Origin of the sequence: Ideonella oryzae (genome assembly GCF_024055665.1) — a bacterium.
Classification (GTDB): domain Bacteria; phylum Pseudomonadota; class Gammaproteobacteria; order Burkholderiales; family Burkholderiaceae_C; genus Ideonella; species Ideonella oryzae.
On record NZ_JAMXMC010000009.1, the window covers coordinates 72,407 to 92,279 of the forward strand.

Annotated in this window: 20 protein-coding genes; 5 read left to right on the forward strand and 15 right to left on the reverse strand. The window is 70.6% G+C overall.

Features of this window, described 5'->3' with window-relative positions; all coding sequences use genetic code 11:
* Positions 1 to 2: 2 nt before the first annotated feature.
* From M0L44_RS15940 to M0L44_RS15975, 8 genes are all read right to left on the reverse strand, one after another.
* On the reverse strand, positions 3 to 1,511 hold the full coding sequence (locus tag M0L44_RS15940; protein WP_252770799.1) for an FAD-linked oxidase C-terminal domain-containing protein: 1,509 nt from the start codon (positions 1,509 to 1,511) through the stop codon (positions 3 to 5).
* 161 nt (positions 1,512 to 1,672) lie between these two features.
* Positions 1,673 to 3,331: an L-lactate permease gene (locus M0L44_RS15945; protein ID WP_252770800.1), complete on the reverse strand. Its 1,659-nt coding sequence runs from the start codon at positions 3,329 to 3,331 to the stop codon at positions 1,673 to 1,675.
* Positions 3,332 to 3,545: 214 nt separating this feature from the next.
* Positions 3,546 to 4,637 carry an acyltransferase family protein gene (locus tag M0L44_RS15950; RefSeq protein ID WP_252770801.1) on the reverse strand — a complete coding sequence of 364 codons (1,092 nt, stop codon included), beginning with the start codon at positions 4,635 to 4,637 and terminating at the stop codon, positions 3,546 to 3,548.
* 134 nt (positions 4,638 to 4,771) lie between these two features.
* A complete protein-coding gene (locus M0L44_RS15955) occupies positions 4,772 to 5,653 on the reverse strand; it encodes a LysR substrate-binding domain-containing protein (RefSeq protein ID WP_252770802.1) in 882 nt (293 codons plus the stop codon).
* Positions 5,650 to 6,843 carry an FIST signal transduction protein gene (locus tag M0L44_RS15960; protein ID WP_252770803.1) on the reverse strand — a complete coding sequence of 398 codons (1,194 nt, stop codon included), beginning with the start codon at positions 6,841 to 6,843 and terminating at the stop codon, positions 5,650 to 5,652. The genes M0L44_RS15955 and M0L44_RS15960 overlap by 4 nt, the downstream gene beginning before the upstream one ends.
* Before the next feature lie 31 nt (positions 6,844 to 6,874).
* Positions 6,875 to 7,570 (reverse strand): PhaM family polyhydroxyalkanoate granule multifunctional regulatory protein, encoded by a 696-nt coding sequence (locus M0L44_RS15965; protein ID WP_252770804.1) that lies wholly within the window; start codon positions 7,568 to 7,570, stop codon positions 6,875 to 6,877.
* Complete coding sequence (locus M0L44_RS15970) at positions 7,567 to 8,619, reverse strand: TraB/GumN family protein (protein WP_252770805.1); 1,053 nt, start codon at positions 8,617 to 8,619, stop codon at positions 7,567 to 7,569. The genes M0L44_RS15965 and M0L44_RS15970 overlap by 4 nt, the downstream gene beginning before the upstream one ends.
* Positions 8,619 to 9,596 carry a fumarylacetoacetate hydrolase family protein gene (locus M0L44_RS15975; protein WP_252770806.1) on the reverse strand — a complete coding sequence of 326 codons (978 nt, stop codon included), beginning with the start codon at positions 9,594 to 9,596 and terminating at the stop codon, positions 8,619 to 8,621. Before M0L44_RS15975 ends, M0L44_RS15970 begins: the two co-directional genes overlap by 1 nt.
* A 44-nt stretch (positions 9,597 to 9,640) precedes the next feature.
* Here M0L44_RS15975 and M0L44_RS15980 point away from each other — a divergent pair, with 44 nt between their 5' ends.
* The 3 genes from M0L44_RS15980 (at position 9,641) to M0L44_RS15990 (ending at position 13,250) form a co-directional block, all read left to right on the forward strand.
* Entirely contained in the window at positions 9,641 to 10,708 is a 1,068-nt protein-coding gene (locus M0L44_RS15980) for a DUF3108 domain-containing protein (RefSeq protein ID WP_252770807.1), read from the forward strand.
* Positions 10,709 to 10,770: 62 nt separating this feature from the next.
* Entirely contained in the window at positions 10,771 to 11,046 is a 276-nt protein-coding gene (locus tag M0L44_RS15985; protein ID WP_252770808.1) for a BTH_I0359 family protein, read from the forward strand.
* Between the two features lie 83 nt (positions 11,047 to 11,129).
* Positions 11,130 to 13,250, forward strand: a complete 2,121-nt coding sequence (locus tag M0L44_RS15990; protein ID WP_252770809.1) for a putative bifunctional diguanylate cyclase/phosphodiesterase — start codon at positions 11,130 to 11,132, stop codon at positions 13,248 to 13,250.
* An 18-nt stretch (positions 13,251 to 13,268) separates the two neighbouring features.
* Here the strand turns inward: M0L44_RS15990 and M0L44_RS15995 are convergent, their stop codons facing one another.
* Positions 13,269 to 14,342: a 3-deoxy-7-phosphoheptulonate synthase gene (locus tag M0L44_RS15995; protein ID WP_252770974.1), complete on the reverse strand. Its 1,074-nt coding sequence runs from the start codon at positions 14,340 to 14,342 to the stop codon at positions 13,269 to 13,271.
* 164 nt (positions 14,343 to 14,506) lie between these two features.
* Here M0L44_RS15995 and M0L44_RS16000 point away from each other — a divergent pair, with 164 nt between their 5' ends.
* Positions 14,507 to 14,806 (forward strand): antibiotic biosynthesis monooxygenase family protein, encoded by a 300-nt coding sequence (locus M0L44_RS16000; RefSeq protein WP_252770810.1) that lies wholly within the window; start codon positions 14,507 to 14,509, stop codon positions 14,804 to 14,806.
* A gap of 96 nt (positions 14,807 to 14,902) precedes the next feature.
* Here the strand turns inward: M0L44_RS16000 and M0L44_RS16005 are convergent, their stop codons facing one another.
* The 6 genes from M0L44_RS16005 to M0L44_RS16030 form a co-directional block, all read right to left on the reverse strand.
* Positions 14,903 to 15,475, reverse strand: coding sequence for a YceI family protein (locus M0L44_RS16005; protein ID WP_252770811.1), 573 nt, complete (start codon positions 15,473 to 15,475; stop codon positions 14,903 to 14,905).
* A 69-nt stretch (positions 15,476 to 15,544) separates the two neighbouring features.
* Positions 15,545 to 16,114 (reverse strand): YceI family protein, encoded by a 570-nt coding sequence (locus M0L44_RS16010; protein ID WP_252770812.1) that lies wholly within the window; start codon positions 16,112 to 16,114, stop codon positions 15,545 to 15,547.
* Positions 16,115 to 16,164: 50 nt separating this feature from the next.
* Entirely contained in the window at positions 16,165 to 16,710 is a 546-nt protein-coding gene (locus M0L44_RS16015; protein ID WP_252770813.1) for a cytochrome b, read from the reverse strand.
* A gap of 115 nt (positions 16,711 to 16,825) precedes the next feature.
* The gene (locus M0L44_RS16020) at positions 16,826 to 17,746 is read right to left on the reverse strand and encodes an NUDIX hydrolase (protein WP_252770814.1); all 921 of its coding nucleotides are present in this window, start codon (positions 17,744 to 17,746) and stop codon (positions 16,826 to 16,828) included.
* A 3-nt stretch (positions 17,747 to 17,749) separates the two neighbouring features.
* A complete protein-coding gene (locus M0L44_RS16025; RefSeq protein ID WP_252770815.1) occupies positions 17,750 to 18,187 on the reverse strand; it encodes a hypothetical protein in 438 nt (145 codons plus the stop codon).
* A 91-nt stretch (positions 18,188 to 18,278) separates the two neighbouring features.
* The gene (locus M0L44_RS16030) at positions 18,279 to 18,674 is read right to left on the reverse strand and encodes a YkgJ family cysteine cluster protein (RefSeq protein WP_435526432.1); all 396 of its coding nucleotides are present in this window, start codon (positions 18,672 to 18,674) and stop codon (positions 18,279 to 18,281) included.
* 144 nt (positions 18,675 to 18,818) lie between these two features.
* Here M0L44_RS16030 and M0L44_RS16035 point away from each other — a divergent pair, with 144 nt between their 5' ends.
* Positions 18,819 to 19,811 carry an XdhC family protein gene (locus M0L44_RS16035; RefSeq protein ID WP_252770817.1) on the forward strand — a complete coding sequence of 331 codons (993 nt, stop codon included), beginning with the start codon at positions 18,819 to 18,821 and terminating at the stop codon, positions 19,809 to 19,811.
* Positions 19,812 to 19,873: the final 62 nt, after the last annotated feature.

Genomic DNA, 19,873 nt, shown 5'->3' on the forward strand with positions numbered 1-19,873 from the left:
GGTCAGAAGCGCTCCAGTTCAGGGAAGGGCAGCAGGCCCTTCTTCACATGCATGCGGCCGTATTCGGCGCAGCGGTGCAGCGAGGGCAGCACCTTGCCGGGGTTGAGCCCGCCGGCCGGATCGAAGGCGGCCTTGAGGGCGAACATCTGGGCCCGCTCCTCGGGGCTGAACTGCACGCACATGGAGTTGAGCTTTTCCACGCCCACGCCGTGCTCGCCCGTCACCGTGCCGCCCATGGCGACGCTGGTCTCCAGAATCTCGGCGCCGAAGAGCTCGCAGCGGTGCAGCTGGTCCGGGTCGTTGGCATCGAAGAGGATCAGCGGGTGCAGGTTGCCGTCACCTGCGTGGAAGACGTTGCAGCAGCGCAGCTGGTACTTCTTCTCCATCTCCTGGATGGCCAGCAGGATGTCGGCCAGCCGGTGGCGCGGGATGGTCGAATCCATGCACATGTAGTCGGGGCTGATGCGCCCCGAGGCCGGGAAGGCGTTCTTGCGCCCGCTCCAGAACTTCAGGCGCTGGGCCTCGTCCTGGCTGACCTCCATGCGGGTGGCGCCAGCGCTGGCCAGCACCGCCTTCATGCGGCCGATCTCCTCCTCCACCTCCTCGGGCGTGCCGTCGCTCTCGCACAGCAGGATGGCGGCGGCGTCCAGGTCGTAGCCGGCGTGGACGAAGGCCTCGACCGCGGCGGTCATGGGCTGGTCCATCATCTCCAGGCCGGCCGGGATGATGCCCGCGGCGATGATGGCCGCCACCGCGCCGCAGGCCCGGTGCACATCCGGGAAGCTGGCCATGATGCAGCGCGCCACCTGGGGCTTGGGCGTGAGCTTGACCGTCACCTCGGTGGTGACGGCCAGCATGCCTTCGCTGCCCACCAGCACCGCCAGCAGGTCCAGGCCGGGCGCGTCGTAGGCGTCGCCGCCAAATTCGACCGGGTCGCCCTCGACGGTGTAGCCCCGCACCTTGAGCACGTTGTGCACGGTCAGGCCGTACTTCAGGCAGTGCACGCCGCCGGAGTTCTCGGCCACGTTGCCGCCGATGGTGCAGGCGATCTGGCTGGACGGGTCCGGCGCGTAGTACAGGCCCAGCGGGGCGACGGCCTCGGAGATGGCCAGATTGCGCACCCCGCACTGGACCACCGCGGTGCGGCTGGCCTTGTCGATCTGCAGGATGCGGTTGAACTTGGCCAGCGCCAGCGTCACGCCCTCGGCACTCGGCATGGCGCCGCCGGACAGGCCGGTGCCGGCGCCGCGGGCCACCACCGGCACGCCCAGACCGTGGCAGACCCGCAGCACGGCGGCCACCTGCTCGCCGGTTTCCGGCAGGGCCACCGCCAGCGGGCGCTGGCGGTAGGCGGTCAGGCCATCGCACTCGTAGGGCACGGTGTCCTCGTTCTGCCACAGCAGCGCGTGGGCAGGCAGCACCGCCCCCAGCGCGGCCACCACTTCAGCCTGGCGCGGGGCGCGGCGGGTGGGGTCGGTCGGGGTGGAGGGAGCGTCGGTCAGGGTGGTCATGGTGTGGGGCCTGCGGGCCACGGCAGCCACCGGACGGCGGCTTGGGCAGCCCTCGGGACTTTAACGCCAGGGGGCCGCGCTGCCCTGGGTGGGAACGCGGCCCCATGGTCAAAACAGATGTGACCGGCAGCGGGGCAATCCCGCCGCCGGCGCACCGGCCGTCAATGGACCAGCAGCGTGAACGGCGGCACGTAGGCCTGCAGCGTCACCAGCACGCCCACCAGGCAGGCCAGGGCCACCGAGTGGAAGAAGACGTAGCGCAGGATGTCGCCTTCGTGGTGGAACCAGCGGGTGGCGGTGGAGGCCACCACGATGGACTGGGCATCGATCATCTTGCCCATCACGCCGCCGGAGCTGTTGGCCGCGCCCATCAGGTTGGGGTTCAGGCCCAGCTGCTCGGCCGCCACCTTCTGCATGCCGCCGAACAGCACGTTGGACGCGGTGTCCGAGCCGGTCATCGCCACGCCCAGCCAGCCCATCAGGGTGCCGAAGAAGGGGTAGAGCACGCCGGTGTTGGCGAAGGCCAGGCCCAGGGTGGTGTCGGTGCCCGAGAAGCGGGTCAGCGTGCCCAGGGCCAGCATCAGCACGATGGTCAGTAGCGACATGCGCACCAGCCAGACCGTGCGCAGAAAGGTCTTGACGATGGCCACGGGCCCATAGCCCATCACGAAAGCGCCCACGATGGCCGACAGCAGGATGCCGGTGCCGGTGGTGGACAGCAGGTTCAGCACGTAGACCGCCGCTTCCTTGTGCGGGGTGGTGACGACCGGCGGCACCTTCTCGACCAGGTTGTTCAGGCCGGCCATCGGGAACTTGGCCATGAACAGCGTGTTCAGGTAATCCTTGACCACCGGCAGGCCCCAGACGAAGACGAAGACCGTCAGGATCACCCAGGGCGTCCAGGCACGCAGCAGCTCCTTGCTGCTGTAGGCCACCATGGTCTTGGCGCGCGGCGGCTCACCACCGTCCTTCTCATGGCCCTTCAGCGAGGGCGAGGTCCAGACCTTCTTGGGCTGCCAGACCTTCAGGAAACCGACCAGCGAGACCATCGACACCAGGGCCGCAATGATGTCCACCAGCTCGGGGCCGATGAAGTTGGACACCAGGTACTGCGGGATCGCGAAGGACAGGCCGGTCACCAGGATGGCGGGCCAGATCTCCATCATCGCCTTGCGGCCGGCAAAGGCCCAGATCAGCCAGAAGGGCACCATCAGCGAGAAGAAGGGCAGCTGGCGACCGATCATGCCGGTGACCTCCATCACGTCGTAGCCATGCACCTTGGCCAGCGTGATGACCGGCGTGCCCAGGGCCCCGAAGGCCACCGGCGCGGTGTTCGCGATCAGCGACAGGCCCGAGGCGGCCAGCGGCGAGAAGCCCAGGCCGATCAGGATGCCCGCCGTCACCGCCACCGGGGTGCCAAAGCCGGCCGCGCCCTCGAAGAAGGCACCGAAGCAGAAGGCGATCAGCAGCAGTTGCAGCCGCCGGTCCTCGGTGATGCCCGAAAGCGAGTCCTGCAGCACCTTGAAGCTGCCGTTGCCCTCGGCCAGCTGCTGCAGGAAGATGATGTTCAGCACGATCCAGCCGATCGGCAGCAGGCCGGTCAGGCCGCCAAAGATCGCAGCATTGCCGGCCAGACCGGCGGGCATGCCGTAACCGAAGACAGCCACGCAGAAGGCTGCGGCCAGGCCCATGCCCGCGGCGATGTGGGCCTTGATGTGGAAGAAGCCCAGGGCCACCAGCATCACCACCACCGGCACGGCGGCCAGGGCGGTGGAGATGAACATGTTGCCGAATGGGTCGTAAATCTGCTGCCAGGCCATGGGGGTTTGTCTCCTCGCGACTGCGTTGTGGTGCCTGAAAACACAGGCCGGCCCCGGGCATGGCTGGCACGCCCGGGGCCGGGAATCGGCACGGACTGTAGGGAGGCTGACGGAGCGCCGGTTGAAACTTTCAGGGCCTGCGCGTGAGAGTTCTTCAAAACACGGGTTAACCCTGGGCGACCGGCGCGATGCGCCTTCCGCGCTCAGGCGGTCCTCACGGCCTGGCCAGTGCGGACGCCGATGCGGTCGACCGTTGGCGGTCCAGGATGGGGGTCTCCCAGAATCTGAATGACAGTTCCGCGATCAACACGGACAAGGCCCCCCCCACCAGGAAGATGAACGCCGATCTCGCGCAGACGAGTTCGTCGAGGACCCGGAAGATGGGGTAGTGCCAGAGATACACGCCGTAGGACACCACCCCCAGACGTGCCACCGGCCGCCAGGCCAAGGCCTTGGCCAGCCGCGTTTCCGGCCGGAGATGCAGATCCAGAATCAGCAGACAGGCGACGGCCTCGATCAGGGGCAGGCCCCACGTGAAATAGCCCGTGTCGATCCGCACGCTCAGGAAGACAGCCATCGCGACACCCACCATCGGCCAGCGCAGCAGGGCCCCCGCCCGGCTCAGCCGCTGGATGGCCGCGGCGTCCAGCCCGCGCAGGGCCATGCCCGCCAGACACCCCAGCAGAACGCCCTGAAGCCGGGTGTCCGGTGCGTTGTACAGACGGGGGAGCGGCGCCTGCGACAGGGCCAGATGCAGCCGCCACGCCAACAGGGCGAGCAACAGCAGCAGCGAGAGCTTCAGGATGGCACGCACGCCCAAGGCGTTGCGAAAGCAGACCATCAGCCCGAGAGGCCACAGCAGATAGAACTGCTGCTCCACGCCCAGGGACCAGGTGTGTCCATAGAACAGGTTGGGTTCATGGAGGGCGTACAGCCTCACCAGGTTGGTGATGTAGAGCAGCGCGGCACCGGCATCGAGCGCCGCATCCTCGATCGACCCGGACATCGCCGCCGCCACGGGCAGCACCAGCAGCGCCATGAGGAACAGCGCGGGAAACAGGCGCAGGAAGCGCCGGTACAGAAAGCGCCGAAAGTTGAAGCCCCCCGCCCGCAGCCATTCGTCCATGACCACGCCGGAGATCAGGAAGCCGCTCAACACGAAGAAGATGTCGACCCCGATGAAGCCACCGGCGAAATGGGGCAGGACCGCATGGTCTCCCATGACCATCAGCACCGCCACGGCGCGCAATCCGTCCAAAGCCTGGTTTCTCTTCATGGTGGTCTGGCAAAAAAGCAGCGTCAGCACAGTTTGCGGCAAAGTGAAACGTGCCGTCCCCTTGCGGGGACAAGCGCTTGTGCCATGCCGCCCCTCACCGCGGGTGCATCCTGTGCCGCAGCGGCCGGCCCTGTCGTCCGCAGAGCGGACGATGGCCGCGATGCTCAGGCCAGGGCGGCCTTGATCCAGTCGGCAAAGGCCGCACACTCCCAGCGCTCCATCGTGCCGGGCTTCCAGCACAGGTGGTGGTGGAAGGGCGAGGCCACGGTGCGCGGCGACAGCCGCACCAGGCGCCCGGAGTCGATCCAGGACAGGCCCAGCTTCATGCGCATCAGCGCCACGCCAAAGCCCGCCGCCGCCGCGTCCAGCACCAGTCCGACGTCGTTGAACTGCGCTCCCACCCGGGGCTCCGGCAGGGCGATGCCATGGGCCTGGAACCAGGTGCTCCAAGGGTCCAGCGGGCTGCGGATCAGGCGGGCCCGCTCCACCTTCTCGACGGTGTCGAAGCCGTCGAAGGGGCCGAACTCATTGAGGTACTCGGCGCTGCAGACCGGCGTGACCTCGTCGCTGAGGATGCGCACATGCTCCACGTCCGGGTAGGGGCCGGTGCCGTAGCGCACCTCCAGGTCGGACTCCTCGGCCTTCACGTCGGCCAGCGGGATGGCCACCTGCAGGATCAGCTCGATGTCCGGGTAGGCGTGGCGGAACAGGGCCAGGCGGGGCAGCAGGATCTGGCGCGAGAAGGTGGGCGTGACCGCCAGGCGCAGCCGCACGCGGCTGGGGCTGGCCGGCAGGTGGCCGGGCACCTGCTGCAGCGCGCGCAGGCCCTCGCGCACCGGCCCCAGGTAGGCCGCGCCCTCGGAGGTCAGGCTGAAGTCCCGCGCGAAGAGCTTGATGCCCAGCTGGCTTTCCAGCTGGCGGATGCGGTGGCTGACCGCGCTGGGGGTGACGGCCAGCGCCTCGCCCGCGGCAGTGACACTGCGCAAACGCGCCAGGGCCTCGAAGGCCAGCAGGCACTGGATGGGCGGGATGCGTGGGGGTGTCACCCTGCGGGCCCCTCGACGGGCGCCGTGAACACGGTGAGGACCCCGGTGTAGCTGACCAGGTGGCGCCCGGCGATCTCGCCCGCCGCGAAGAAGCCGACCAGCGGCACATCGCCCAGCGCGTGGCGCACGATCTGCAGCTCCGCCGACGGCCCGCCGAAATGCCCGCCGCCGCGGCCGGTGCAGCTGATGTAAAGCGCCCCCACCGGCCGCCGCGCAGGCACGCCGGCCTCCTCGTCGCCGGCCAGCTCGTCGCGGATCTCGGCGCAGACACGCACCAGGTCGCGCCGCGCCGCCTCCACATCGCGCTGGCAGAAGGCCAGCTGCTGGCCGGGCTCGACCCAGTCGGCAATGGCCACGGCCTGGCGTGTCGGGTCCAGGCCCACCAGGTGGCGCACCCGGGTGTCCACGCCGAACTGCCCGCCGCGGGCGCGGTCGGCGTCGCCGGCATCGGTCAGACCGGCCAGCACGCTGCGCAGGCGCTGCATCAGCGGATCGGGTTCGCTCAGGCGCATGCCCAGGTCCTTGAGCAGGAACAGCAGGGCCGGCTGCTCGTCCAGCGTGAGCACCAGGTTGCGCTCGGCCGCGGTGACGGTGCGGGTGGGCCCGATGGGCTGGCAGCCCTGGGTCATGCGCGAGACCAGGTCCACCGCCGGCCCGAAGGCCACGCCCGAGAGCCCGCCGGCGAAGACGCCGTTGGCCAGTTGCACCGCCCGGTTGCGGGCGCTGGCCACGCCGCCGAACAGCTGGCCGCTGCCGGTGCGCGCCGCCATCTCATCCACCAGCTCGGAGAGGTCTGGCGTGGCCGGGTCGGCATGGACCAGGGCGGTCCAGGGGGCCTCGCCCTCCAGCGGATGGCGCCCGCTGAAGACGCGGAACTGCTCGGTGGGCAGGTCCAGCAGCAGCAGGGCCAGCGCCGGCTCGTCCCAATACTCCACGCCCGAGGCCGCAATGCCCACGCCCACCGTGCCGGCCACCTGCAAGCCGGGCCAGCGCTGCCGGATCTCGTCGAGCAGGGCCTCGGCCTGGCCGGCATAGGCCTCGGTCAGGTACAGCAGGCCCAGGCGCGCCTGGAAGCCGGGCCGCTGTGCCCGCTGGGCCTCCAGCTGCGCCGCAGCCAGGGCCAGCGCCATGTGGGCGTCGGGGTGGGTGGCGTGCCCCATCAGGGCAGCGCTCAGGCGGGCATCGGTCATGGCGGCGGCGTTCCAGCGGGGGACTTCGGTCTCAGCGGGGTGCCGCCTTCTTGGCCGCGGCGCGCACGGGCGACTTGCCAGGGGCGGTGCGCTTGGCGGCGGTCCGGGCTGCAGACTTGGCCGGGGCTTTGCGGGACGCCGACGGCGTGGCCGCGGGCGGGCGTGGCGCGGCCGGTCGGGCCTGCGGCGCCGCGGCCGCAGCCTGGGAGGCCTGGGCCATGGCCTGCACGGTGGCCGGCGCGTCCTTCAGGGCCTGGGCGGCGATCTGGCCGAACTGCTGGGTCAGGGTACCCCACCATTGCATCGGGTCCACCATGCCGGGGGCGGCCTCGGCTTCGGTGCCGGCCGGGGCTGCATCGGCCGCGGCGTCCGGCCCTGGCGCTGCGGGGGCGGGTTCAGGCGCGGGCTCCGGCTCGGCCGCGGTGGCCGGGCGGATGGCCATGGCCTCGCGCAGGTCGCCCATCGAGACGTTCATGCTGCGCAGGGTGTTCAGCGTCATGCGCTGCACCTCCAGGCCCTGGATGGTGGTGCCCAGCAGGCGGGCGTTCTGCTCCAGCCAGAACTGGACGGTGCGCAACTCGCTGATGCGCTTGTCCAGCTCTTCGGGGTCCAGGGTCGGGGTGATCCAGGCGTTCATGCCCGGCAGGGCGGTGCCGGCCTGGCGCACCAGTCCCTGCAGAAAGTCGAAGCCCGGCATCAGGGCGGGAAAGGGAGAACTCTCGCTCACGGAACAAGCTCCTGCGCAGCGCCGGACGAAGCGGCGGACGAGGCCGATTCTGCGCCCGAAGCGGCGGCCGGAACAGCCGCCAGCGCCGGGCTGGGCCAGCGCACCCGCGTGACGGTGAACCCCCGCGCGGCCAGCAGTACGGGCAGACCCTGGGGACCCACCATGTGCAGGCTGCCCACGGCCACGAAGAGGCCGCCCTCGCCCCCGTGCAGCCGGGCGATCTTGTCGGCCATCGGGCCATTGCGGTCGCTCAGCAGGCGCCGCATCATGGCCTTCTCCTGCGGCGAGTTCAGGCAATCGCACCACTGGGGATAGGTCTCCAGCTCGTCCAGATGCCCATCGGCCCAGGCCTGGGCCAGACGCCGCAGGGTGCGGCGGTCGTCGCCGCGGTCCATCTCGTCGAGCGTGTCCCGGACCAGCGCCTCGGCCGCCGAGCGCCTGGGCTGCAGGAGCGCCGCCATCTGTTGCGCGGGCGTTTCCAGCGGCGTGACGGGCAGCTTCAGCCCCTTGGCCATGCCGATCAGCAGCCCGTCCACCCCCCAGGCGGGGTCGATGCCCTCGTCGCGCAGCGACATCACGCTCAGCGTGGTCACCCGCATCTCCGGTCGCCAATCTTTCAGGGCGCGCCCCAGGCAGGCCGCGTCCTCCGCCTTCTGCAGCCGGGCTTCCAGCGCGGGCGACAGGGCCCGGTCGGGCGTCTGGCGGGCCAGCCGGGGCAGGGCCGCCAGCGTGGCCGGGTCGGACATGTCCAGCTCCACCACCAGGCGGCGGGTCTGGCCCAGGGCCTTGAGCACCGCCGGCCCCGGGTACATCCAGGCCTGCTGGGCGGCATGGAGGGTGCCGTAGAGCCAGGACCGGTGGCCCTGGCGGTCCAGGGTCCAGAGAAAACCGTGGTTCTGCGCCTGGGCCATGCCCTGCTGGATGGCCTGGGCATCGGGCGGCACCGCGGCCGGGGGACAGTCGGCGCGGGCGGAGCCCCCGCTCAGCGTGGCCAGCAGCGCCAGCCCCAGGCCGCACAGCCGGGCGCCCCACATTGACAAACGGCGCATCAGGAGACCTCCACCACGGTCTGCTCGATGGCGCCGAACAGCGGCTGGCCATCCCGGCCCTTCATCTCGATGCGCACGGTGTCGCCGTATTGCAGCCAGCCGGGCGGGTCGATGGTCGAACTGGCGGCCACCTGCAGCCGCAGGTCGGCCAGGCAGGCCGCGCCCCGGCCCAGGCCATCGGCCACCGGGCCGCTGCCCAGCACCGTGCCGGCCCGCACCGGACGGTGATGCGCCAGGTGGGCCAGCAGCTGGCCCATGTGCCAGAGCAGCCCCTCCTGGGTGTGGCAGGGCCCCAGGGCCTTGCCGTTGAGCTGGACCTGCAGCGCCCCGTGCAACACGCCGGCCTGCCAGTCCTCGCCCAGTTCGTCGGGCGTGAGGGCCACCGGGCTGAAGGCGGTGGCCGGGCAGGACAGCACCCGCCCGCCGCCCAGCAGCCGCTCCTCGGCCTCCGGGCCGCGCAGGGTCCAGTCGTTGGCCAGGGCCAGCAGGCGCACGCCCTCCAGCGCCTGCGCCGGGCTGGCGCCGCGCGGCACATCGCCGGCGATCACCGCCCACTGGGCGCCGAAGTCCACCTCGTCGTCGATGGCGGCCACCGGCAGCTCGGCCTGGGGGCCCGTGAAGCCGTCGCTGCTGCCGGGCTCCATCCAGGGCAAGCCCAGGGCCTGCTCGGGCGGGGTGTCGCGCTCGGGCCAGGCCTGGGCCAGCTGGGCCCGGTAGGCGCGGGTCCGCACCCACTGGCCGCTGCGCGGCAGGGGCGCCAGGCACTGGGCCGGATCGAAGGCGAAGGCGTGCCGGGCGCGCCCCTGGTTGAGCTGGCGCGACAGGTCCTCCAGCTGGGGCGAGAGAAAGCCCCAGTCGTCGAGCACCTGCTGCAGGCGGGTGGCGATGCCGCTGGCGAAATGGGCGGTGCGCAGGTCCCGGGAGACGACGACCAACTGGCCGTCGCGGGAACCGTCCTGGTAGGTGGCGAGTTTCATGGTGTGGCGACAATGCGGTCAGCCATTGTGTCCAAAACCGCCCCATGCCGCCCCGCCCCACCCCCGCACCGCGCCACCGCCGACTGGCGCTGGCCGCGCTGACTGCGCTGGTGCTGGCCCTGCACGGCTGGGTGCTGGGCCCGGCCTGGCGCATCTTCCAGGTGCGGCCTGTCCCCGCCCCGCCCCACGCCATGCCGGTGGTGACGCTGAGCCCGCTCGCGCCACAGGCGGCCCCAACCCCCACACCACCAGCCCCGGCCCCGGCGCCAGCGGAGCCGAAGCCCGCGCCGACCCCAGACCTGCCCCGCCCCCCGGCGGAAACCGCCACGGAGACCATCGCCCCGCCGCCGGATCGCCCCCGCCAGGAGGCCGATCTGGACCGGCCGAGCGAGGACAGCCCGCCGCCCTCGGCCGACGACGAGGCCCATGCGCTGCAGCCGCTGGTGAGCCCGGCCACCTGGCTGGTGGACTACGCGGCGGTCAAGGGGCCCGCCAGCGGGCGGGCGCAACTGGACTGGCAACCCCTGAACGACCAGCAGTACCGCCTGACCTGGCGCATCGAGCTGGCCGGTCGAGAAACCCTGGCCTGGCAGAGCCAGGGCCATGTGGGCCCGGCCGGCCTGATGCCCGATCGCATGGTCGAGCAGCGCCAGGGGCGTGACCTGGCGGCCGTCAACCTCCAGCGCGACAAGGGCTTGGTGAGCTTTTCCGGCCCCTCCACCACCCTGCCCCTGCCACCCGGCGCCCAGGACCGGGCCAGCTGGCTGCTGCAGCTGCCCATGCTGGCCGCGGCGGTGCAGGCGCATTGGGCCGCCGGCCACAGCACGCTGAGCCTGCCGGTTTTCACCACCCGCGGAGAGGACCAGCTCTGGCGCTTCACCGTGGTGGCCGAAGAGACCCTGCCGGGCCCGCAGGGCGCGCCGGTGCGCACCTGGCGGCTGGTGCGCGAACCGGTAGGGCCTTACGACAGCCGGGTGGAGGTCTGGCTGGCCCGTGACCATGGGCTGGTGCCCTGGCGCTTACGCTTCACCACCCCGCCCGCCAACGAGCCGCTGGAACTGCAGCTGAGCGACGGGCTGCCGCCGGCGGAGGCCGGCGCACCGCCGCCCTGATCGCCGCCCCTTGAATTCGGCCCCGACGGGCCCATCTCCGGGGGAACTCCCAGGAGACGGCCATGTACATGCTTTACAACTCCGACAGCTTCTCGGTGCTGGAGATCGAGTGGCCCGAGAGCCCCGTCCAGGCCGATCAGGCTGACGCCACCACCCAGGGCGGCTACGAGATCGTCGACAAGATGTCCGGCAAGGGCATTTTCCTGAACGGCGATCTGGCCCGCAGCTTCCGCCAGCAGGCCCTGGCCCTGAGCCAGGGCGAGGTTGACGAAGACGCCGTCGATGCCTTCATCGCAGGCTACGCCGGTCTGGCGCAGCAGCCCGTGGTGCTGCACTGACCCAGCGGCGCCCCCCCGTCCTGCCGGGCGGCGAGGGGGCGGTGTCTCAATGATGCGGGGAGTCTGCCGATATCCCGGAGACCATGCCCCCTTCCGTCACGTCCCTGCCCTGGAGCGCCATCGGCCCGAGCGCGCTCCTCAGTGCGACCGTGGGCGCGCTGTGTTTCGCCGTGCTCGGGCCGGCGCTGTTGAGGACCCGTTCACGGGACCGGCGCGTCGCGGCGGGCTGGATGCTGGGCAGCTCGCTGGCCGTGGGGCAGGGCGGCTTCGGTCTCTGGCTGCTTTGGACCGCCACCTCCGGTCTCGATACCGCGGGCGCGCTGCCGCCGGGCTGGGCAGGCGCCGCCTGGGGCGCGTCCACCGCCGGCACGGCCCTGGCGCTGGGCGCGGGCCGCGCCATCGCCCCCCCGTGGCCGCGCCACATCGCCCAGGCCCTGCTGCTGGCCCTCAGTTGGGTGCTGTGCCGCGCCAGCCTGGAATGGGGTCTGGGGGGACACCCCGCGCCCACACAGCTGGCCTGGCAAGGGTTGCTGACGGCACTGACGCTGGGGGGCGCCATGGTCTGGCTGACCCAGAACATCCACACGCCGGGCCGCTGGTACTGGCGCCAGGGCATCACCCCGCTGCTGCCCGGCGCGGGCCTGGGCCTGGCGGTGGCGCTCACGCCGCCGGCCGCCCCCCTGATCCCCCACACCGACGGCCTGCCCGTGGCGGCACTGCCCTGGATCGGTGCCGGTGCGACCCTCACCCTGGCGGTGGGCGTGATCGTGGGTCTGGTGGACCGGCTGACACGCCAGCGTGACCAGAAACTCTCGCTGTCGCTGGGCGAAGCCCACCGGCGCCTGCGCGAGCAGGCCCTGAAGGACCCCCTGACCGGTCTGCCCAACCGCGCCTATTTCGACCACCGCCTCAAGGCGCTGAGCCGCACCCTGGAAGGCAAGGCCACGCCACTGGCTGTGATGATGGTGGACCTGGATGGCTTCAAGGCGATCAACGAGTCCTTCGGGCACCCCACCGGCGACCTGGTGCTCAAGGAAATGGCGCGGCGCCTGCGTGCCGAAGTCGGCCCCAGCAGCCTGGTGGCCCGGGTGGGGGGCGACGAATTCCTGGTGCTCTGCCGGCGGCCGGCGGTGGACACCGAGGGCACGCCCTCCGCACTGGCCCAGCGCATCCTGCACAGCGTGGGCCGCAGCTTCACCCTGCCGCATGCGGTGGAGGTGAAGCTCTCCTGCTCGATCGGCCTGGTCCACTCGCCCGAGTTCGGCCCGCCGCAGCGGTTGCTGGCCTGTGCCGATGCCGCGATGTACGCGGCCAAACGCCAGGGCGGCTCCACCTTCGCCGTCTTCGAGCCCCGCATGGAGCACGACACCCGCGAAGAGCTGGCCCTGCAGACCGAGCTGCGCGAGGCCCTGGCCCGCAATGAGCTGGTGCTGTACTACCAACCGAAAATGGATGCGCGCTCCGGCCTGATCACCGGCGTGGAGGCCCTGGTGCGCTGGCACCATCCCCAGCGGGGGCTGGTGATGCCCGGCGTCTTCATTCCGGTGGCCGAGCGCTTCGGCCTGATCGGGCAACTGGGCGACTGGGTGACCGAGGAAGCCTGCCGGCAACTGGCCGAGTGGCGCTCCCAGGGACTGCGCATGCGCGCGGCCATCAACATGTCCGCCCACCAACTGCGCCAGGACAGCCTGCTGCCGCGCCTGAAGCAGGCCATGGAGAACCATGCCATCGATCCCTCGCAGCTGACCATCGAGATCATCGAATCGGTGCTGATGGACGATGCGGCGGTGCGCAGCTTCTCCGGCCTGGCCAGCCTGGGGGTGGGCCTGTCGATCGACGACTTCGGCATCGGCTACTGCAATTTCGCGCTGCTGCGCAAGCTGCCGGTCAAGCAGCTGAAGGTGGACCGCAGCCTGTTCACCGACATCCAGAACAGTGCCGACGCACGCTCGGTGGTCACCGCCATCGTGCAGATGGCCCATGCCCTGAACCTGCGGGTGGTGGCCGAAGGCGTGGAAACCGAGCGCCAGCGCGACACGCTGCAGGCGCTGGACTGCGACGAGATGCAGGGCTTCCTGTTCGCCCGCCCCATGCCGGCGGAGAAGCTGACCCTCTGGGCCATGGAGGGCGAGACCCCGGCCGAGGCAGGAGGCTTTCGCCCCTCGCTGTTCATGGACGCCGACCCGGCACTGCAGGACGACTGAGCCCTGTCAGGGGTGGCCTCAGCCGCGGGCGCGGCGTGCCGCCACCGCCCGGGCCAGCTGGCGCAGCAGCGGCTCGGTGTCGGTCCAGCCCAGGCAGGCATCGGTGATCGACACGCCGGGCTTGAGCGCCTGGCCCGGCGCCAGATCCTGCCGACCTTCTTCCAGGTGGCTCTCGATCATCACGCCGGTGATGCGCTGCTCGCCGGCCTCGATCTGGCCGGCCACATTGGCGGCCACGTCGATCTGGCGGCGGTGCTGCTTCTCGGAATTGGCGTGCGAGAAGTCGATCATCGCCTGCTCGCGCAGGCCCGACTTGCGCAGTGCCGCGCAGGCCGCGTCGACGTCCTCGGCGCTGTAGTTGGGCTTCTTGCCGCCGCGCAGGATGACGTGGCAGTCGGTGTTGCCGCGGGTCTCGAAGATCGCGGCCTGGCCCATCTTGGTCATGCCCATGAAGGCGTGCGGCGCGGCCGCGGCCACCACCGCATCGGCCGCCACCTTGAGGCCACCATCGGTGCCGTTCTTGAAGCCGACCGGGCAGGACAGGCCCGAGGCCAGCTGCCGGTGGGTCTGGCTCTCGGTGGTGCGGGCCCCGATGGCGCCCCAGCTCACCAGGTCGGAGATGTACTGCGGCGAGAGCAGGTCGAGGAACTCGGTGCCGGCTGGCAGGCCCAGGGCGGTCAGGTCCAGCAGCAGGCGCCGGGCCTTGCGCAGGCCCTCGTTCATGCGGAAGCTGCCGTCCAGCCGCGGGTCGTTGATGAAGCCCTTCCAGCCCACCGTGGTGCGCGGCTTCTCGAAGTAGACCCGCATCACGATGACCAACTCGCCCACCAGCTCCTCGCGCAGCACGCGCAGCTTCTGCCCATAGGCCAGGGCCTGCTCGTGGTCATGGATGGAACAGGGGCCGACGACCACGATCAGGCGGTCGTCCTGGCCGGCCAGCACGCGGGCGATGTCGGCCCGGCTGCGCTCCACCACGGCCTCGGACTTGCGCGTCAGCGGCATCTCGTCCTGCAGCAGGGCCGGCGAGATCAGCGGCCGCACCGCGCCGATGCGCAGGTCATCCACGCGGGTGGTGTCGAGCGTGCCCTCCATCAGGCCCTCCTCCTCGGAGTTCAAGGGCGCGTTCACGACTTCGGCACGGTTCAAGGCACTCTCCTGGCGACAACCCGGCGGGGTAAAGATGGAATTATCCCCCGCACCGCGCGGGGCTGCAGCAATGGCACACTGCCCGGCATCGATCCCCGAGGAGACTGCTCATGATTCTGGAAATTGCCGACTTCCGCATCACCCCCGGCCAGCAGGCCGCCTTCGAGGCCGCCGTGGCCCGGGGCGTGGACGAGGCCATCCGCCACGCCAAGGGCTTCAACGGCTACAAGCTCAACCGCTGCATCGAGACGCCCGAGCGCTTCGTGCTGATGATCTACTGGGACACGCTGGAGGACCACACGGTGGGCTTCCGCGAGTCGCCGGCCTTCACGACCTGGCGTGCCATCGTCGGCCCCTTCTTCGCCGCCCCGCCGGTGGTGGAGCATTTCGAGCTGGCCTCCAAGTCCTGAGCGGACGGGCCGGCCACAAAAAAGGGCGGCGCCCCGCGAGGAGCGCCGCCCAGATCGTCGTGGGAACGACGATAGGACAATCGGTGTGGAAGCCGCTTACTGCTTCACGCCTTCAACCTGGATCACGACGCGCACGTTGTCCGGGAAGCCCCAGTTCAGGCCGTAGTCGATGCCGTACTGGCTGCGCACCAGGTTGGCCTCGAAGTCGCCACCGCAGACTTCGCGCTTGACCATCGGGTTCATGTAGCAGTTGAAGTTCAGGGCCTTGAGCGTGACCGGGTTGGTCTTGCCGTGCAGGGTCAGCTGACCGTCGATCTGGGTGACCTTGTCGCCATTGAAGCTGAACTTGTCGCCCACGAACTGGGCCGTCGGGTACTTGGCCGCGTCGAAGATTTCGGCGCTCTGCAGGTGCTTGTTGAAGGCGTCGGCGCCCGAGTCGATCGACGTCATGTCGATCGTCACGTCCACCTTGCCGGTCTTGGCGGCCTTGTCCAGCACCACGGTGCCTTCCTTCTTGTCGAAGCGGCCCCGGTTGGTCGAGGTCGCGAAGTGCATGATCTCGAAGGTGGCGTAGGTGTGGGTCGGCTCGATCTTGTAGGTGACCGGCTCGGCCTGGGCGGCGGTGGCCAGCAAAGCGGCAGCAGCAGCGGCGATCAGCGAAATCTTCATGGTGTGTGTTCCTTCAAAGGGTCTTGGGGACGGGGGCAAAAGAGACGGGGAGAGAGGAGCAGCGGACGCTCAGAGCGCGCCGACGCCGGTCACGGTCAGCTTGAAATGGACTTCGACGTTGTTGGCCACGGTCGAGGTGTCGGCCCACTCGCCTTCGCCGATCTTGAAGTCCAGGCGCTTGATGGCGAAGGTGCCGGTGGCGGTGGTGGTGGCACCGGCCTGCTTGAGGGTGACCGGCACCACCACGGGCTGGCTGGCGCCCTTGACGGTGAGCTGGCCACTGACCGCGTACTGGCCCTTGCCGGTGGCCTTGATGGCCGTGGACTGGAAGGTGGCCTTGGGGAACTTGGCGGCGTTGAACCAGGGCGCCTTGGGCACCTCGGCATCGGTCTCCGGCACGCCGAAGGTGGCGCTGCCGGTGTCGATGGTGAAGCTCACCTTGCCGGCTTCAGGCTTCTTCGGATCGAAGGCGATCTGGGCGTCCCAGGTGCGGAACTTGCCGTCCACCGGCACGCCCATCTGGTGGGACGTGAAGCTGATCTCGCTCTGGGCGGGCACCACCTTCTGTTGCGCGAAGGCCGGCGCGGCGGCCAGCAAAGCGGAGGCCAGCAGGGCCGGCGCGAAGAGGGAACGGGTCATGGAAGAACTCCTGTGGGAGATGTCTGGGGGGCGCGGACCGAGGCGTTCGCTCAGCCGCGACCGGGACGCATGCGGTTCAGCAGGCCGTCCTTGTCGATGACATGATGCTTGAGCGCCGCCCCGATGTGGGCCAGCACGAGCAGCGCCATCGTCCAGGCCAGGGTCTCGTGCCAGGGCTTGATGAGCTGGGCCAGTTCGGGGTTCTTGTCGACGAAGCTGGGCAGCGGCAGCACACCGAACAGCACGATGGGGAAGCCCGCGGCCGAGCTGTAGGCCCAGCCCACCAGGGGCACGGCGAAGAACAGCACATAGAGCAGGTGGTGCATGCCGTGGGCGGCCAGGCGCTGCCAGGCGGGCATGGGCAGATCGGCCGGCGGCCGGTGGGTCAGGCGCCAGACCAGGCGCAGCACGGCCAGGCCCAGCACGATCACGCCGGCCCACTTGTGGTAGTTGAACAGCTTCAGCCGGGTCATGGACATCGGCAGATCGGCCATGTAGAGGCCCAGGAAGAACACACCGGCAATCATCAGAGCCATGAGCCAGTGCAGCCAGATGGCCGGGGCGCTGTAGCGGGTGGAGGCGGATGTCTTCGGCATGTGGGGAGCTGTGGGTGTCGCCTGGAGGCGTTGGTTCACAGTGTCCGCAGCGCCGTGGCCGCCGCGGTTCAGCGCGCTTGAAGTCAGCAATGCAGTTTTTCTGAACGTTGCGCGTTCAGCGCCCGCCCGGGACCGCCGGATCGATGCGCTCAAACTGCGCTGGCGCCACCCACAGGGCCTCGGTGGCCGGCGCCAGGGCCGCGGCCTCATCATCGCCGAGCAGCCCATGGCGCAGCGCGAAGTCCAGGGTGGCCAGCGCGGCATCGACCGTCATGTCGCCCTGGCGGGCATGGTCCAGGGCCTGGGCCACCGGCATCAGCCGGTGCCAGGCCACCTCGCCGTCCTGGTTGAGGGGCTGGACGTCCGGCGGCAGCGCCAGGTCATAGACGTGCAGCCATTCGTGCTGCAGCCCCTCGGGGATGTCGCAGCACAGCTCGAGGACCCGCCCCCGCTCCAGCGGAGCCATCTGGTCGGGCATCAGCCCCGCCTCTTCCCAGGCCTCGCGCAGCAGGGCTTCGCGCGGGGTCTGCCCATGGGGCACACCGCCGCCGATCATGTTGTCCAGCCGGCCGGGATCGGTGGGCTTGTCGTCGGCCCGGCGGGCCACCCACAGATGGGTGGGCCGACCATCTGCATCAGCCACATAGCCATTGCAATGGGCCCCGAAGGTGATGCTGCCCCAGAAGCGGGACGCCGCCCGCTCGATCACCGCCTGCAGTTCACCCCGCTCGTCCAGCAGCGGATAAGGCTCGTCGCGCCAGGCGCGGATCAGCCCCTGGTCGCGCAGACGCAGGTGCAGGGCGGCCAGCGCAGCGTCGCGGGTGTCGCGCGGCAACACCCACCAGCGCGCCACGCCGTCAGGGGCCTCGGTCAGCGGCACCCCGTTCGCCAGCAGGGCCGGCACATGGGCCCGATCGATCGAACCGATGCGGGCGGGCGACTCGCCAGGCGACACCAGGCAGACCGGCACCCGCCGCTCCCAGTGGGCCTGACGCGCCTGGCCAAGACAGGGCCAGGGGCCCGGGGCCATGCTCATGGCTCAGTGGTCGTGCTTGTCGTGACCATGCCCATGGCCATGTCCATGACCGGGGCCGTCATCGTCATAGCCTCGTCCCGGCGGGCCGGGCGGGCGGTGGCCGCGTTCGTCATAGCGCTCGCGCACCCAGCCCTCCTGGACGAAGTACACGGGCTGCCCACAGGCGTTGTAGCGGCCGCAGTACTTGCGCCAGTTCTTCTGGTGGCCGGGGGGCACGTACAGATAGATCGGGCGACGCTGCACCACCATCGGCCCGGGCGTGATGACCATCGGCTGGGCGTAGACCACCGGCGGCGGTGCCGTGTTGCCAATGTCGATGCGCCCATACACGCCGGGCTGCACCACGCTGATGGACACACCCACGTCGGTAGCATGGGCGGTCAGGGCGGCACCGGCCAAGGCGGCGGCACCCAGGAGGCGGAGGGGATGACTTCTGTTCATGGTGGCAGTCTAGGCGCTCCGGCATCGGCTGTGATGTAGGACGCCATCCCGCCGCGGCGTCGGCTGCCGCGCCTGGACGGCCGGCCGGTCTTCAGCCCGTGCGGCGCGGACCATAGGGGCAGTGGCCCGGACGGGGCCCCACCTGAGGATGCTTGCGACAGGTGTCCGGCCGCTGCTCGTACACCGTGCAGCGCCGGGTCGTGGCATCCAGAAACAGGCAGTCCCCGCTGGCGCGGCGCGCCAGCGTGAAGATGCCGTGCTTGAAGTTGAAGTGGTCGACCTGTCCCGCCTTCTCCAAGCGGCGGGCGATCTGCTTGGGCAACTCGTGCTCGGCCTCGAAAGGGTCCACCAAGCCCAGCCGCACCAGGTCCGGCAGACGCACCTCCACCGGCATGGTGCAGCAATGGGCATGGCAGCCGTCGCACAGGCCGGCACGGTAGCGCGTCCAGGTGTCGCAGCGGTCGACATCGACCCGGCGAAGCAGCATCGTCATTCCATTCCAGGGCAAACCGGCAATGCACGCAATTTGCTTACAGAGCCGCTCAATCCGACAAGGTCCCCCCGCACACGCCGCCGGAAGAGCCCGGCAGCCCGGCCGCGGAACGACCACCGGATCCGGATTGTAGAAATCATGCACTTTCCCGACATTGCCGCCCTGCGCGCCGCCGTGGCCTGGCAGCAGGCCGGCCACCGCGTCGCGCTGGCCACCGTCCTGAGCACCTGGGGCTCCGCACCCCGGCCGGTCGGCTCACTGCTGGTCATCCGCGACGATGGCCGCACCGAAGGGTCGGTTTCGGGCGGCTGCGTCGAGGACGACCTGGTCGACCACGCCCGGACCCGCATGGCCACGGCCGGCGCCCTGCCCGAGGTCCGTCAGTACGGCGTGGACACGGGGCAGGCCCGCCGCGCCGGCCTGCCCTGCGGAGGGCAGCTTGGCGTGCTGCTGGAACCCGACCCGCCCGCCGAGGCCATGCAAGACCTGTTGACCGCGCTGACCGGGGGCGAGCGGCGCATGCGGCGGGTGGACAGCCTCTCGGGCCAGTGGCTTTTGCTGCCGGCGATGGGTGTGGGCCAGCCCCTGCGCTGGGACGGCCGGCGCCTGACGCAGACCCTGGGCACGCAGTACCGCCTGCTGCTGATCGGTGCCAACCAGATCGCCGGCTACCTGGCCCCGATGGCGATGAGCTGCGGCTTCGCGGTGACCGTCTGCGACCCTCGCCCCGAGATGGAAGGTGACACCCTGCCGCCCCAGGTGGCGCTGCGGCGCGACATGCCCGACGACGCCACGCTGGCCTTCGCCCCCGATGCCCACAGCGCGGTGGTCACCCTCACCCACGACCCCAAGCTGGACGACCTGGCCCTGATGGAGGCACTGACCACCCCGGCCTTCCTGGTCGGTGCACTGGGTTCGCAGCGCAGCAACGACGCCCGCCGGGCCCGGCTGCGCGAGCACTTCGGCCTGAGCGTGGCCCAGCTGGCCCGGCTGCGCGGCCCGGTGGGGCTGCCGCTGGGCAGCAAACGCCCACCAGAAATCGCGGTCAGCATCCTGGCCCAACTGCTGGCGGAGAAGAACCGGCTGCTGGACCCCGCACCGGCCAGCGCCTGTGCCTCGGCGCTGACCTGATGCCGATTCGGCAGCACGGCGCCGACGGTGATGCCGGGCCTGGCACGGCCTCTGCACGCGGC

Bases quoted from the DNA above. Each gene is read 5' to 3' on its own strand.
- M0L44_RS16015 (WP_252770813.1), bottom strand. From the start codon at position 16,710: ATGCCGAAGACATCCGCCTCCACCCGCTACAGCGCCCCGGCCATCTGG.
- M0L44_RS16005 (WP_252770811.1), bottom strand. From the start codon at position 15,475: ATGAAGATTTCGCTGATCGCCGCTGCTGCTGCCGCTTTGCTGGCCACC.
- M0L44_RS16010 (WP_252770812.1), bottom strand. From the start codon at position 16,114: ATGACCCGTTCCCTCTTCGCGCCGGCCCTGCTGGCCTCCGCTTTGCTG.
- M0L44_RS15990 (WP_252770809.1), top strand. From the start codon at position 11,130: ATGCCCCCTTCCGTCACGTCCCTGCCCTGGAGCGCCATCGGCCCGAGC.
- M0L44_RS16000 (WP_252770810.1), top strand. From the start codon at position 14,507: ATGATTCTGGAAATTGCCGACTTCCGCATCACCCCCGGCCAGCAGGCC.
- M0L44_RS15975 (WP_252770806.1), bottom strand. From the start codon at position 9,596: ATGAAACTCGCCACCTACCAGGACGGTTCCCGCGACGGCCAGTTGGTC.
- M0L44_RS15970 (WP_252770805.1), bottom strand. From the start codon at position 8,619: ATGCGCCGTTTGTCAATGTGGGGCGCCCGGCTGTGCGGCCTGGGGCTG.
- M0L44_RS15980 (WP_252770807.1), top strand. From the start codon at position 9,641: ATGCCGCCCCGCCCCACCCCCGCACCGCGCCACCGCCGACTGGCGCTG.
- M0L44_RS15940 (WP_252770799.1), bottom strand. From the start codon at position 1,511: ATGACCACCCTGACCGACGCTCCCTCCACCCCGACCGACCCCACCCGC.
- M0L44_RS16025 (WP_252770815.1), bottom strand. From the start codon at position 18,187: ATGAACAGAAGTCATCCCCTCCGCCTCCTGGGTGCCGCCGCCTTGGCC.
- M0L44_RS16035 (WP_252770817.1), top strand. From the start codon at position 18,819: ATGCACTTTCCCGACATTGCCGCCCTGCGCGCCGCCGTGGCCTGGCAG.
- M0L44_RS15960 (WP_252770803.1), bottom strand. From the start codon at position 6,843: ATGACCGATGCCCGCCTGAGCGCTGCCCTGATGGGGCACGCCACCCAC.
- M0L44_RS15985 (WP_252770808.1), top strand. From the start codon at position 10,771: ATGTACATGCTTTACAACTCCGACAGCTTCTCGGTGCTGGAGATCGAG.
- M0L44_RS15945 (WP_252770800.1), bottom strand. From the start codon at position 3,331: ATGGCCTGGCAGCAGATTTACGACCCATTCGGCAACATGTTCATCTCC.
- M0L44_RS16020 (WP_252770814.1), bottom strand. From the start codon at position 17,746: ATGAGCATGGCCCCGGGCCCCTGGCCCTGTCTTGGCCAGGCGCGTCAG.
- M0L44_RS16030 (WP_435526432.1), bottom strand. From the start codon at position 18,674: ATGCTGCTTCGCCGGGTCGATGTCGACCGCTGCGACACCTGGACGCGC.
- M0L44_RS15995 (WP_252770974.1), bottom strand. From the start codon at position 14,342: ATGGAGGGCACGCTCGACACCACCCGCGTGGATGACCTGCGCATCGGC.